13 protein-coding genes are annotated in these 14,066 nt (G+C 63.4%); all 13 read left to right on the top strand.

What is annotated here, in order from left to right:
• Positions 1 to 19: 19 nt before the first annotated feature.
• The 13 genes from AB3X96_RS09900 to AB3X96_RS09840 all read left to right on the top strand — a co-directional run bounded on the left by AB3X96_RS09900 (position 20) and on the right by AB3X96_RS09840 (position 14,028).
• The gene (locus AB3X96_RS09900; protein ID WP_368589573.1) at positions 20 to 724 is read left to right on the top strand and encodes a succinate dehydrogenase iron-sulfur subunit; all 705 of its coding nucleotides are present in this window, start codon (positions 20 to 22) and stop codon (positions 722 to 724) included.
• 85 nt (positions 725 to 809) lie between these two features.
• Positions 810 to 1,082 carry a succinate dehydrogenase assembly factor 2 gene (locus AB3X96_RS09895; protein ID WP_008924386.1) on the top strand — a complete coding sequence of 91 codons (273 nt, stop codon included), beginning with the start codon at positions 810 to 812 and terminating at the stop codon, positions 1,080 to 1,082.
• 72 nt (positions 1,083 to 1,154) lie between these two features.
• Positions 1,155 to 2,456, top strand: coding sequence for a citrate synthase (gltA, locus tag AB3X96_RS09890; protein WP_368589572.1), 1,302 nt, complete (start codon positions 1,155 to 1,157; stop codon positions 2,454 to 2,456).
• Positions 2,457 to 2,775: 319 nt separating this feature from the next.
• Complete coding sequence (leuC, locus tag AB3X96_RS09885; RefSeq protein ID WP_176378862.1) at positions 2,776 to 4,185, top strand: 3-isopropylmalate dehydratase large subunit; 1,410 nt, start codon at positions 2,776 to 2,778, stop codon at positions 4,183 to 4,185.
• 5 nt (positions 4,186 to 4,190) lie between these two features.
• Positions 4,191 to 4,349: an entericidin A/B family lipoprotein gene (locus AB3X96_RS09880; RefSeq protein ID WP_013092936.1), complete on the top strand. Its 159-nt coding sequence runs from the start codon at positions 4,191 to 4,193 to the stop codon at positions 4,347 to 4,349.
• An 85-nt stretch (positions 4,350 to 4,434) separates the two neighbouring features.
• Positions 4,435 to 5,088, top strand: coding sequence for a 3-isopropylmalate dehydratase small subunit (leuD, locus tag AB3X96_RS09875; protein WP_368589571.1), 654 nt, complete (start codon positions 4,435 to 4,437; stop codon positions 5,086 to 5,088).
• Between the two features lie 86 nt (positions 5,089 to 5,174).
• A complete protein-coding gene (leuB, locus tag AB3X96_RS09870; RefSeq protein WP_018433950.1) occupies positions 5,175 to 6,242 on the top strand; it encodes a 3-isopropylmalate dehydrogenase in 1,068 nt (355 codons plus the stop codon).
• 327 nt (positions 6,243 to 6,569) lie between these two features.
• Positions 6,570 to 7,691 (top strand): aspartate-semialdehyde dehydrogenase, encoded by a 1,122-nt coding sequence (gene asd / locus AB3X96_RS09865; RefSeq protein WP_368589570.1) that lies wholly within the window; start codon positions 6,570 to 6,572, stop codon positions 7,689 to 7,691.
• 138 nt (positions 7,692 to 7,829) lie between these two features.
• Positions 7,830 to 10,331 (top strand): FimV/HubP family polar landmark protein, encoded by a 2,502-nt coding sequence (locus AB3X96_RS09860; RefSeq protein ID WP_368589569.1) that lies wholly within the window; start codon positions 7,830 to 7,832, stop codon positions 10,329 to 10,331.
• On the top strand, positions 10,328 to 11,140 hold the full coding sequence (gene truA / locus AB3X96_RS09855; RefSeq protein WP_368589568.1) for a tRNA pseudouridine(38-40) synthase TruA: 813 nt from the start codon (positions 10,328 to 10,330) through the stop codon (positions 11,138 to 11,140). The genes AB3X96_RS09860 and truA overlap by 4 nt, the downstream gene beginning before the upstream one ends.
• Entirely contained in the window at positions 11,137 to 11,847 is a 711-nt protein-coding gene (locus AB3X96_RS09850; protein ID WP_368589809.1) for a phosphoribosylanthranilate isomerase, read from the top strand. The genes truA and AB3X96_RS09850 overlap by 4 nt, the downstream gene beginning before the upstream one ends.
• Before the next feature lie 63 nt (positions 11,848 to 11,910).
• The gene (gene trpB / locus AB3X96_RS09845; protein WP_013092943.1) at positions 11,911 to 13,104 is read left to right on the top strand and encodes a tryptophan synthase subunit beta; all 1,194 of its coding nucleotides are present in this window, start codon (positions 11,911 to 11,913) and stop codon (positions 13,102 to 13,104) included.
• Between the two features lie 9 nt (positions 13,105 to 13,113).
• Positions 13,114 to 14,028: a site-specific DNA-methyltransferase gene (locus tag AB3X96_RS09840; RefSeq protein WP_368589567.1), complete on the top strand. Its 915-nt coding sequence runs from the start codon at positions 13,114 to 13,116 to the stop codon at positions 14,026 to 14,028.
• The last annotated feature ends 38 nt before the right edge of the window (positions 14,029 to 14,066 follow it).

Raw genomic sequence — 14,066 nt, 5'->3', positions numbered from 1 at the left:
GTCAAAGGAATTGAGAGAAATGGCCAAGCGTACATTTGAAATTTACCGCTACGATCCGGACAAGGACGCCGCTCCGCGCATGCAAACGTACGAGATCGAAATCGACTCGCACGAACGCATGCTGCTCGACGCGCTCGTCAAGCTGAAGGCGCTCGACGAAACCCTGTCGTTCCGTCGCTCGTGCCGCGAAGGCGTGTGCGGTTCGGACGCAATGAACATCAACGGCAAGAACGGCCTCGCGTGCCTGACGAACCTGAACGAGCTGCCGCAGAAGATCGTGCTGCGTCCGCTGCCGGGCCTGCCCGTCGTGCGTGACCTGATCTGCGACTTCACGCAGTTCTTCAACCAGTATCACTCGATCAAGCCGTACCTGATCAACGATACGCCGCCGCCGGAAAAGGAACGTCTGCAGTCGCCGGAAGAACGCGACGAGCTCGACGGCCTGTACGAATGTATCCTGTGCGCGAGCTGCTCGACGTCGTGCCCGAGCTTCTGGTGGAATCCGGACAAGTTCGTCGGCCCGGCCGGTCTGCTGCAGGCCTACCGCTTCATCGCGGACAGCCGCGACCAGGCAACCGGCGAGCGCCTCGACAACCTGGAAGACCCTTACCGTCTGTTCCGTTGCCACACCATCATGAACTGCGTCGACGTTTGCCCGAAGGGCCTTAACCCGACCAAGGCAATCGGCAAGATCAAGGAATTGATGGTTCGCCGCGCTGTCTAGTATCAATGAGCCCCGCGCTCCTGTGGCGCAGGCTGTCCCCGAGAGGGCAGTCAGCGCGCCTGGGCGCGGCGCGGGGTGTACCGACATGACCGATACATCGCATCAGTCCGACCCTCTCCGCCGTGCGCGTCTTCGCTGGCGCGCACGGCGGGGCCTGCTGGAAAACGACCTGATTTTCGAGCGTTTTTTCAGCCGATATGAGCATGACCTCAGCGATGCCGACGTTGGCGCACTCACGCGCCTGCTCGAGCTGAGCGATAACGACCTGATGGACTTGCTGCTCGCACGCAAGGAACCAGAAGGCGATCTAGCCGACCCGGACGTGGTCCGGGTTCTGGAGTTGCTGCGCAATGCTTGAGCGCCGCCAGTCCGTTGTTCCAGGCGTGCAATTATCGAAACCCTGTATCCATACTTCGATTGAGGATGTGCTATGACCCCGTCAGATGTTAAAGCCACGCTATCGTTCAGCGACAATTCGCCGAGCGTTGAAATGCCGATTTACAAGGGCACGATTGGCCCGGATGTAATCGACATTCGCAAACTGTACGGCCAGACCGGCAAATTCACGTACGACCCGGGCTTCATGTCGACGGCGGCGTGCAATTCGGCGATCACCTACATCGACGGCGACAAGGGCGAACTGCTCTACCGCGGCTACGCGATCGACAACCTCGCGCAGAACGCCGACTTCCTCGAAACCTGCTTTCTGCTGCTGAACGGCGAACTGCCGAACGAAAAGCAGAAGACCGAATTCGTCGGCACCGTCACGAAGCACACGATGGTGCACGAGCAGATGCAGTTCTTCTTCCGCGGCTTCCGTCGCGATGCGCACCCGATGGCGATTCTGGTTGCCGCTGTCGGCGCGCTGTCGGCGTTCTATCACGACTCGCTCGACATCAATAACCCGCGTCACCGCGAAGTGTCGGCGATCCGCATGATCGCCAAGCTGCCCACGCTGGTCGCCATGGCGTACAAGTACAGCATCGGCCAGCCGTTCGTATATCCGAAGAACGACCTGTCGTACAGCGCAAACTTCATGCGCATGATGTTCTCGAATCCGTGCGAAGAGTACGTGGTCAACGACGTGCTGGTGCGCGCGCTCGACCGCATCCTGATCCTGCACGCGGACCACGAGCAGAACGCGTCGACGTCGACCGTGCGTCTCGCCGGTTCGTCGGGTGCGAATCCGTTCGCGTGTATCGCGGCGGGTATCGCGTGTCTGTGGGGCCCGGCGCACGGCGGCGCGAACGAAGCCGCGCTGAACATGCTGGAAGAAATCGGCTCCGTCGACAACATTCCCGAGTTCATCAAGCAGGTGAAGGACAAGAACTCGGGCGTGAAGCTGATGGGCTTCGGCCACCGCGTGTACAAGAACTACGACCCGCGCGCGAAGCTGATGCGCGAAACCTGCCACGAAGTGCTCGAAGAGCTGGGCCTGCACGACGACCCGCTGTTCAAGCTCGCAATGGAACTCGAAAAGATCGCGCTCGAAGACGAATACTTCGTGTCGCGCAAGCTGTACCCGAACGTCGACTTCTACTCGGGTATCGTGCAGCGCGCGCTGGGCATTCCGACGTCGATGTTCACGTGTATCTTCGCGATGGCGCGTACGGTCGGCTGGATCGCGCAGTGGAACGAAATGATCGCTGATCCTGAGCAGAAGATTGGCCGTCCGCGTCAGCTGTTCGTCGGCGAGACGCTGCGTCAAGCGAAGCCGATCGCACAGCGCTAAGCGCTGATCGACCTCGATACGCGCGCCTGGCCGCGGCATTCGTGCCGCGCACAAGCGCGAAATCGGAGCAAATAAAACGCCTCAACGGGTCTACCGTTGGGGCGTTTCCGTTTCTGCGGCCGCCGCGGATCGTGCATGCGGCGCATTGGCGCCGCCGCTCGCCGATGCTTGCCGGGTAACACCGATACAGGTATTGGCACTACCAGCCAACTCCATGTTTTTTATCGGTTTTTTCGCTGTTTAAGCAGCCCATCGCGGTGCGTCGCGTGGCATAATCGACCGACACAGTCAGCCCGCAGTCATTACTCCCCCGCATACCATGGCACAGACTCTCTACGACAAATTGTGGAACACGCACGTGGTCCACACGGAAGACGACGGCACCGCGATTCTCTACATCGACCGTCACCTGCTGCATGAAGTGACCAGCCCGCAGGCGTTCGAAGGCCTGAAAATGGCTCACCGTCCGGTGTGGCGCATCAGCGCGAACCTGGCCGTGTCCGACCACAACGTGCCAACCACGGACCGCAGCCACGGCATCGCCGATCCGGTCTCGAAGCTGCAGGTCGACACGCTCGACGCGAACTGCGACGCCTTCGGCATCACGCAGTTCAAGATGAACGACCAGCGTCAGGGCATCGTCCACATCATCGGGCCGGAACAGGGTGCCACGCTGCCGGGTATGACGATCGTCTGCGGCGACTCGCACACGTCGACGCACGGCGCGTTCGGCGCGCTCGCGCATGGCATCGGCACGTCGGAAGTCGAGCACGTGCTGGCCACGCAAACGCTGCTGCAGAAGAAGAGCAAGAACATGCTCGTCAAGGTCGAGGGGCAATTGCCGCGCGGCTGTACCGCGAAGGACATCGTGCTCGCGATCATCGGCAAGATCGGCACCGCGGGCGGCACCGGTTACGCGATGGAATTCGGCGGCTCGACGATCCGTTCGCTGACGATGGAAGGCCGCATGACGGTCTGCAACATGGCGATCGAAGCGGGCGCGCGCGCCGGCATGGTCGCCGTCGACGACACCACGATCGAATACCTGAAAGGCCGTCCGTTCTCGCCGCAGGGCGTCGAGTGGGATCACGCGGTCGAGTACTGGAAGCAGTTCAAGTCAGACGAGGGCGCGCATTTCGATCGCGTGGTCGAGCTGAACGCGGCCGAAATCGTGCCGCAGGTCACCTGGGGCACGTCGCCGGAAATGGTCACGCCGGTCGACGGCCGCGTGCCGGATCCGGAGCGCGAGAAGGACCCGGTCAAGCGCGACGCGATGGAGCGTGCGCTCAAGTACATGGCGCTCGAGCCGAACGCGCCGATCGAGTCGATCAAGCCGGATAAAATCTTCATCGGGTCGTGCACCAACGCGCGCATCGAAGACATTCGCGCCGCGGCTTACGTCGTGAAGAAGCTGGGCCGCCGCGTCGCGCCGAACATCCGTCTGGCGATGGTCGTGCCGGGTTCGGGTCTGGTGAAGGCGCAGGCGGAGCGTGAAGGCCTCGACAAGGTCTTTACCGAGGCCGGGTTCGAATGGCGTGAGCCGGGTTGCTCGATGTGTTTGGCAATGAACGCCGACCGGCTCGAGCCGGGCGAGCGCTGCGCGTCCACGTCGAACCGGAACTTCGAAGGTCGTCAGGGCGCCGGTGGGCGCACGCACCTGGTGAGCCCCGCAATGGCCGCGGCTGCAGCCATCGAAGGGCATTTCGTCGACATTCGCAAGCTTGGATGAATCGCATGATGAAGAACATGAATCGCATCACTCTATTGCGCCGCTTCGCACTCGGCACGCTCGCCGGGCTTCTGCTCGGCCTGGCCGGATGCAACACGGTGCACGGATTCGGCCAGGACATGTCGCACCTCGGCAATTCGATCAGCAATCACGCTGAGAAATAAGCGGTTTTTGATTTTTGCCGGCGATGCGGCGCGGAGGATTCCAACCGCCGGTCGCATCGCCCGCTCCTGAACAGGCGCAAGCGTCATGGATAAATTCATCGTACACACCGGCGTCGTGGCGCCGCTCGATCGCGAGAACGTCGACACGGACGCGATCATTCCGAAGCAGTTCCTGAAGTCGATCAAGCGCACGGGCTTCGGTCCGAACGCGTTCGACGAATGGCGCTACCTCGACCACGGCGAACCGGGTCAGGACAACTCGAAGCGTCCGCTGAACCCGGACTTCGTGCTGAACCAGCCGCGCTATCAGGGCGCCTCGGTGCTGCTCGCGCGCAAGAATTTCGGTTGCGGCAGCTCGCGCGAACACGCGCCCTGGGCGTTGCAGCAGTACGGCTTTCGCGCGCTGATCGCGCCGAGCTTCGCCGACATCTTTTACAACAACTGCTTCAAGAACGGCGTGCTGCCGATCGTGCTGACCGAGCAGCAGGTCGATCATCTGTTCAACGAGACGTATGCGTTCAACGGCTTCGAGCTGACAATCGACCTCGAAGCGCAAGTCGTGCGCACAGCCGGCGGCGGCACCGAATATCCGTTCGAAGTCGCGGCGTTCCGCAAGTACTGCCTGCTGAACGGTTTCGACGACATCGGCCTCACGCTGCGTCACGCGGACAAGATCCGCCAGTTCGAAGCGGAGCGTCTCGCGAAGCAACCGTGGCTGAACAATCGCCTCGTCCGTTAAGCGAACCCGTGAGAACTAAGCGCGTCTAGTCCGCGCCCGCGTCGGTTTGCGCGAGAAACACCCGAAAAAATCATCAAGGAATTCGCATGAAGATCGCAGTATTGCCGGGCGACGGCATCGGTCCCGAAATCGTCAAGGAGGCCGTCAAGGTCCTGAACGTGCTCGGCGAGAAGTTCGAACTCGAAGAAGCGCCGGTCGGCGGCGCGGGCTACGAGGCGAAGGGCCATCCGCTGCCCGATTCGACGCTCGCACTGGCGAAGGAAGCCGACGCGATCCTGTTCGGCGCGGTCGGCGACTGGAAATACGACAAGCTCGAACGTGCTCTGCGCCCGGAGCAGGCGATCCTCGGTCTGCGCAAGCACCTGGAACTGTTCGCGAACTTCCGTCCGGCGATCTGCTACCCGCAACTGACGGGTGCGTCGTCGCTGAAGGAAGAGATCGTTTCGGGTCTCGACATCCTGATCGTGCGCGAACTGAACGGCGACATCTACTTCGGCGCGCCGCGCGGCGTGCGTACGTCGCCGGACGGCCTGTTCGCCGGCGCGAAGGAAGGCTTCGACACGATGCGCTATTCGGAACCGGAAGTGCGCCGCATCGCGCACGTCGCGTTCCAGGCGGCGCAAAAGCGCGGCAAGAAGCTGACCTCGGTCGATAAAGCCAACGTGCTCGAAACGTCGCAGTTCTGGAAGGACGTGATGATCGACGTGTCGAAGGAATATGCGGACGTCGAGCTGTCGCACATGTACGTCGACAACGCCGCGATGCAGCTCGTGAAGGCGCCGAAGTCGTTCGACGTGATCGTGACGGGCAACATGTTCGGCGACATCCTTTCCGACGAAGCGGCCATGCTGACCGGCTCGATCGGCATGCTGCCGTCGGCGTCGCTCGACAAGAACAACAAGGGCTTGTACGAGCCGTCGCACGGTTCCGCACCGGATATCGCCGGCAAGGGCGTTGCGAATCCGCTCGCTACGATTCTCTCCGCCGCGATGATGTTGCGCTATTCGCTGAATAAGGCCGAGCAGGCTGATCGCATCGAAACCGCGGTGAAGAAGGTACTCGAACAAGGCTATCGCACCGGCGACATTCTCACGCCGGGTTGCAAGCAGGTCGGCACCGCCGCGATGGGCGATGCCGTCGTGGCCGCGCTGTAAAACGCGTGCCGTAGTCGGGTCACCAATACTGATCGTTAAAGCGCGAATCCGCCTTGAAATAGGCCGATTCGCGCGTAATACGGCGAAAAACGCCGCCAGTTTTCTGTTTTCGTGTATATTGTTGCGATGGCTCAGATCTCCCAAATCTCCTCGATTTCCAAATTGCACGGCACAACGGCCCGTGCAATCGAGTTCGCCATTACCATCAAAACCATTACCCCGAAAACGATCACGAAGCGCTGATCGTCCGTCGTGCCCGCCCATCTTCCCCGCGCGGTCACTGCGGGCAAAGATGCGGGGAAGTTTCCATTCGAAGGGTATGAAGTCATGAACGTAGGTCTCGTAGGTTGGCGCGGCATGGTCGGCAGCGTCCTGATGCAACGCATGCAGCAGGAAGGCGATTTCGACTTGATCGAACCGGTGTTTTTCAGCACCAGCAACGCGGGTGGCAACGCGCCGTCGTTCGCCAAAAACGAGACCAAGCTCAAAGATGCGACAAGCATCGAAGACCTGAAGAAGTGCGACGCGATCATCTCCTGCCAGGGCGGTGACTACACGAACGAAGTGTTCCCGAAGCTGCGCGCGGCGGGCTGGAACGGTTACTGGATCGACGCGGCTTCGTCGCTGCGCATGAAGGACGATGCGGTCATCATTCTCGATCCGGTCAACCTTGACGTGATCAAGAACGCGCTCGTCAAAGGTCAGAAGAACTTCATCGGCGGCAACTGCACGGTCAGCCTCATGCTGATGGCGCTGGGCGGCCTGTTCCGCGAAAACCTCGTCGACTGGATGACGGCCATGACTTACCAGGCCGCATCGGGCGCGGGCGCGCAGAACATGCGCGAATTGCTGTCACAAATGGGTACGCTGAACGGCGCGGTGAAGAAAGAACTGGCTGACCCGGCTTCGGCGATTCTCGACATCGACCGCCGCGTGCTCGAAGCGATGAACAGCGACAGCATGCCGACCGACCATTTCGGCGTGCCGCTCGCGGGCTCGCTGATTCCGTGGATCGACAAAGATCTCGGCAACGGCATGTCGAAGGAAGAGTGGAAGGGCGGCGCGGAAACCAACAAGATTCTCGGCAAGCCGGCCATGGGCACGCCGGGTTCGATTCCGGTCGACGGTCTGTGCGTGCGAATCGGCGCAATGCGCTGCCACTCGCAAGCGCTGACGATCAAGCTGAACAAGGACGTGCCGCTCGACGAAGTGAATAGCATCCTCGCGTCGGGCAACGACTGGGTCAAGGTCGTGCCGAACGAGCGCGAAGCGTCGATGCGCGATCTGTCCCCGGCGGTCGTCACCGGTACGCTGACGGTGCCGGTCGGCCGCGTGCGCAAGCTCGCGATGGGTGGCGAATATCTGTCGGCCTTCACGGTCGGCGATCAGCTGCTGTGGGGCGCGGCTGAACCGCTGCGTCGTATGCTTCGCATTGTGCTCGACAAGTAAAGTAAACTACGCGCTCACGACGCGTAGACAACTCAAGAAGCGTCGCGCTTGCGCGGCGCTTTTTTCATTCTGTGCTCCGATCATCTTGTCTCTTTCCACTCGCAAAAAAGGCTGCGCGCTGACGCGCCAGGAGTCCCGATGAACTTTCGACGCTCCGCTCTTCGGGCCATGTTCATTCGTCACGAGAAGGTGCGATCTAGCAGCCGTCCGGCGGCGATGGCCGCTGGTGCCGCTTTCGCCATTGCTTTGCTCGGCGGTGGCCCGGGCAATGCGCTTGCCGCGCCGGCTCGTGCCACGGGCACGCCGGATACCGCTTCCGCTGGCAGTTCCACTACCGCTGTCGTTGCCGTCGCCGCGGGCGCGCAGTACACCATACACGCAGGGCAGTCGCTGAACGATGTCGCGATCGCTATTACTCAGTCGCATGACCGCGCGGTTCTCGCGCGCGCGACGCGCGCATTGTTCGACACGAATCCGGCTGCGTTCATGAATCACGATCCGAGCCGCATGCGTGTGGGGGCGGTGTTGATTGTGCCGGCGCTCGATGCGTCGGGGGCCTTGGCGGCTTCGTCGACTGGGGCCGCGGCGGGGGCGTCCGAGTCCACGGCGGCTGTGCCCGCTTCCGCGCCGACGGCGGCACCTGCCGAGGCTGCGGCCAGCACGGCGAGTGCGGCCAGCGCCGCAGCTCAAGCGACGACGCCAGCCGCATCCGAGGTCTCTGGCGCGGCCAGCGCGGCGGTATCGACTGGCGCGGCGGCGGGCGGCTTGGCTTCGTCCGCGCCAGTGGCCGGTTCGGCGCCCGTGGCGGCGAGTGGCACCCAGGAATGGACCGGATCGATTCAATCAGCGGCGAGCGCGCCTGCCGGGCAAGCGCCGTCGGCGGCAACCGCGACTGCGCCGGCGGCCGCGGCCGCGCTGGCGGCTTCGCAGCCGCGTCAGCAGGTGTCGAGTCTGCAGCAACTGCTGGCGCTGAAAAACCGCGTGCTGATGGAATTGCAGAAGCACGGTATCGGCGGGGTGCCGGTCGCTTCGGGCCCAAAGCCGACGAGCGCTGCGCAGCCCGCAGCGGCAGGTTCAGCGGCGACAGTGCCCGTGGCGCCGCAGCACGCGAATGCGGCGACGTCGCCGTCGAATGAGGGCGGCCTGTCTCAGCGCAATTTGAGCATCGCGGCGGCGGTGGGTGCGGCATTGGTCGTTCTGCTCGCGGCTCTGCGCATGGGTCGCCGCAAGCGCGAAAAGGAGGCTGCGGCGCGGGCTGCCGAGACGACTGATACCGCAGTGGCGGGATCGGCGGATAACGCCGATTCGCACGATGGCAGCGCGGTGGCAGGGCAGACAGCGGTCACGGAAGCGTCGGGCGCGCAAGATCAGGAGCTTGCGCGGCAGGCTGCTGCGGCGGCAGCGGCGGAGCATGCGGCTGCGGAGCGTGAGGCAGCCGAGCGGGCAGCGGCACAAAGCGCGGCCGCAGAACGTGCAGAGGCCGAGCAGGCCGCTGCGGAAAGAACCGCAGCCGAACAGGCCGCAGAGGAGCGAGCAGCAGCAGAGCGAGCAGCAGCCGAGGAACATGCCGCGGCGGAACGCGCAGCAGCGGAACAAGCAGCAGCCGAACAGGCAGCGGCACGCGTCGCCGCCGAACATGCGGAAGCGGAACGCGCAGCAGCAGCGCGCATCGCAGCCGAGCGCGCCGCAGAGGAACAGGCGACACAGCATGCAGGCACGCCCGAACCTACCGCACCGACGGCGCCACTCGCCGGCATCCCGCCGTCCAGCGAAAGCGAGCCGTCCACTGAGCCTCCATCGGTCGCACCGGCCACCGACGAGACGCTGCGCTCCGCGGCCACGGCCGCCAATCTCGCCGCCGCGGCAGAGCTCGGCGCCGACGCGTTGCCGCAGGGACCGCTCGAACCGGCCATCGGCGCGACGCAGGACGAGAACGCGCATCGCGAGCAATGGGACGAGGAATCCACAGAAAGCCCGACCGCACCGCACACCGCGACGGCCGAACCGCAGTCCCCCCTGAACGTTCCACCCCCAGTGATCGATTTCACGCAACACCAGATCGAACCGCGCGCGACCACGTCGCTCGGTCAGCCGTTAGGCGACATCCCCGTGCCGACGCAACCCGCGCCGTCCGCGCCGACCGAATTCCCGCGCGACGCCGTCCACGCATTCGGCAGCCTGAACATGCCGCTGCCGCCGCGCATCGAAGTGCCCACCGTCGGCGAAGCGGTGCCGACCACGTCGCTGTCGACGCAACCGGTCGCATCGCCCGACACGACCGCGCAGCAGGCCTTCGGCGTCCACGGCGCGGACGACGACGCGCCGCACATCGCCGACCAGATCGCCGCCGGCACAGCGGGTCACGGCGCCGTCGCGGGTCTCGGCGCGGCTGGCTTCGGCGCGCTGAAGCTCGACTTCGACCTCGAGTTGCCGCCGAGCCCGGCCCAGCCGCTGCCGGCCTTCACGCCGGCCGATCTCGCCCGCATCGCGCGCAACAAGCTGGAGTTGGCCTCCGAGTACATCGAGCTCGGCGATCTGGGGGGCGCCCGCGCGCTCATCAACGAAGTGATCGAAGCGAACGATCCAGCCACGCGCACCGAAGCCCGCGCGTTGCTTTCGACCCTCGCGCCGCTGTCGTGAAGCGCATCGCATTAGGCGTCCAGTACGACGGCGCCGCGTTCGCTGGATGGCAGTCGCAGCCGCACGGCAACACGGTTCAGGACGAACTCGAACGGGCGCTGCGCGAATTCACGCGCACGCCCGTGCACACGGTGGTCGCCGGCCGCACTGACCGCGGCGTGCATGGCTTGGGCCAGGTCGTACATTTCGACACCGAACTCGACCGCGTCGATATCTCCTGGGTGCGCGGCCCGAACGCGTTTCTGCCGAAGACGATCGGAGTGCAATGGGCCAAGCCGATGCCCGAAGATTTTCACGCGCGGTTTTCGGCATTCGAGCGGACCTATTACTACGTGCTGTACGTCAGTCCGGTTCGCTCACCGATGCTCACGACCCGCGCCGGCTGGGTGCACACGCCACTCGACGTCGAAGCGATGCGCTGGGCCGCGGAGCATCTGATCGGCGAGCACGACTTTTCGGCCTTTCGTTCGTCGCAATGCCAGTCGAAGACGCCGTTCAAGCATCTGTACCAGATCGACGTCAAACGACAAGGTAACTTCGTGCATTTCCGCTTTCGCGCGAACGCCTTCCTGCATCACATGGTGCGCAACGTGATGGGCTGTCTGATCGAAATCGGCAGCGGCCGCCGCCCGGCCGCGTGGATGGCCGACGTGCTCGCGAGCCGCAGCCGCGACTGCGCGGCGCCGACCTTCATGCCCGACGGCCTGTATCTCGCGCAAGTGGGCTATCCTGAGCAATTCGGCGTGCCCGACCCGGCGACGGGCAGCGTGCCGTGGAGCAGCGTATGGACCGAGCAACCGGAAACATGAAAGCAGCAGAGACCCCCGCCAACCAGGCCCCAGCCACCGCCTTGCAAAGTGTGCCGCATCGCACGCGCATCAAGCTGTGCGGACTGTCGAAGCCCGCCGACATCGCACACGCGATTGATCTCGGCGCCGACGCGATCGGTCTGGTGTTCTATCCGCCGAGCGCGCGTTCGGTGAGCGTCGCGCAAGCGGTCGAACTCGTGCACGATGTGCCGCCGTTCGTGTCGGTCGTCGGCCTGTTCGTTAACGCAACGCCGGAATGGGTCCAGGAGGTCGCGAGCAATGTCAACCTGACGATGTTGCAGTTCCACGGCGACGAGACGCCGGAACAGTGCGAGACGCTCGCCGGAGTTGCGGGTTTGCCTTGGTTGCGTGCGCTGCGGGTCGCGGCGGATACTCGACCGGCCGATTTGGTAAAATCGGCGTTCAACTATTCAGCAGCCAGTGGCCTTCTGTTCGACACCCATGTCGAAGGCTACGGCGGCGGCGGGAAGATTTTCGATTGGTCACTTATTCCAGCAGAGCTCGCGCATCGGGCCGTTTTGAGTGGTGGGTTGAACACGCAAAACGTCAGTGATGCGATCCATCGCGTGCGCCCGTACGCGGTCGATGTCTCGAGCGGCATCGAAGTGCCGGGCGCCCGGGGCGTGAAAGATCACGCCCGGATGGCGGCGTTCGTACGCGCGGTGCGCGCCGCGGACGCTGAATGATTCAGGCTCGCGGGCGCTTTCCGAGGAAAGCGCCCGCGAGCCATCCTGAGAAGAGTGATCACCATGTACAACTTGCCTGACGAAAGAGGCCACTTCGGCCAGTTTGGCGGCGTGTTCGTAGCCGAAACTCTGTTTTCCGCACTCGACGAGTTGCGCGAAGCGTACGAGAAATATCAGAAAGACCCGGAATTCGTCGCCGAATATGAGCGCGAACTGAAGTATTTCGTGGGTCGCCCGTCCCCGATTTATCACGCACAGCGCTGGAGCGAATTGCTCGGCGGCGCGCAGGTTTATCTGAAGCGTGAAGATCTGAATCACACCGGCGCGCACAAAATCAACAATGTGATCGGCCAGGCGCTGCTCGCCAAGCGCATGGGCAAGCCGCGCGTGATCGCGGAAACCGGTGCCGGTCAGCACGGCGTGGCCACGGCGACGATCTGCGCGCGCTTCGGCATGGAGTGCGTGGTCTACATGGGCGCCGAGGACGTACGCCGCCAGGCCGCCAACGTGTACCGCATGAAACTGCTCGGCGCGACCGTCGTGCCGGTCGAATCGGGTTCGCGCACGTTGAAGGATGCGCTGAACGAAGCGATGCGCGACTGGGTCACCAACGTCGAAAATACCTTCTACATCATCGGCACGGTTGCGGGTCCGCATCCGTATCCGATGATGGTGCGCGACTTCCAGCGTGTGATCGGCGACGAATGCCGCGTGCAAATGCCCGAACTCGCTGGTCGCCAGCCGGATGCGGTCATCGCATGTGTTGGCGGTGGTTCGAATGCAATGGGTATCTTTTATCCGTACATCGACGACAAATCCGTGCAGTTGATTGGTGTCGAAGCGGCCGGCGACGGCATCGAAACGGGTCGCCACGCGGCTTCGCTGATCGGCGGCAGCCCCGGTGTGCTGCACGGCAATCGTACGTATCTGCTGCAGGATGAAGACGGCCAGATCATCGAGACGCATTCGGTATCGGCAGGTCTCGACTATCCGGGCGTCGGCCCCGAGCACGCGTGGCTAAAAGAGAGCAACCGGGCGCAATATGTCGGCATCACCGACGAAGAAGCATTGAAGGCGTTCCACGACTGCTGTCGCATCGAGGGCATTATTCCTGCGCTGGAGTCGAGCCACGCGCTCGCGTACGCCACGAAGCTCGCGCCGACCTTGTCGAAAGACAAGATCCTGCTGGTCAACCTGTCGGGCCGCGGCGACAAGGACATGCACACGGTCGCCGAGCGATCGGGTATCCAGTTCTGAGCCGCTGCGATGCGCGACGAGTTCGACGAGCCGCAGCCGGCGATTGAAACCACGAATCCGGCCGCCGAAGTACCGGCGGCCGCGGCATCCGCACCGCTGCTTGCGCAAGTGCCGGCCGGCATTCAGCTGTTGAACCGCGATTTTCTGACCGATGTAGCGAACATTCCCGACGGGTCGATCGACCTGATCGTCTGCGATCCGCCTTACGGGCTGGGGAAGGACTATGGCAACGACTCGGACATGCGCACGGGCGAGGAATTTCTCGTCTGGACGCGTGGCTGGCTCGAGCTGGCTGTCCCGAAGCTCAAGCCGTCGGGTTCGCTCTACATTTTCTGCACCTGGCAATACGCGCCGGAAATCTTCAGTTTCCTGAAGACGAAACTCGTGATGGTCAACGAGATCATCTGGGACCGGCGCGTGCCGAGCATGGGCGGCACCACGCGCCGCTTCACGTCGGTGCACGACAACATCGGTTTTTTCGCGGTGTCGAAGGACTATTTCTTCGATCTCGATCCCGTTCGCATCCCGTACGATGCAGTCACGAAGAAGGCGCGTTCGCGAAAGTTGTTCGAAGGAAGCAAGTGGTTGGAGCTTGGCTATAATCCGAAGGATGTCTGGTCGGTCTCGCGTCTGCATCGGCAACATGCCGAGCGCGTCGCGCATCCGACCCAGAAACCTCTGGAAATCGTCGAGCGGATGGTGCTGTCCAGCTGCCCGAAGGGCGGCCGCGTGCTCGACCCGTTTATGGGCAGCGGCACCACCGCAGTCGCTTGCGTCCGTCATCAGCGCGAGTTCGTCGGCTATGAGATCAACGAGAGCTATTGCGCGATAGCGCGCGAGCGCGTCAGCGCCGCCGCTACGCCTGCTCCACCGCGTCGGACCCGAGCGAAGCCGAAAGTGCAGCCGTCGACCGAATTGCAGTGAAAAGCGCGAAATATGCCGCTAATTTCGCCTAAAGGCGC

The organism is Paraburkholderia sp. BR13439 (genome assembly GCF_040948805.1).
GTDB classification, from domain to species: domain Bacteria; phylum Pseudomonadota; class Gammaproteobacteria; order Burkholderiales; family Burkholderiaceae; genus Paraburkholderia; species Paraburkholderia youngii.
Note: the sequence above shows the minus strand (reverse complement) of the source record. Positions and strands in the feature narration are given on the sequence as shown.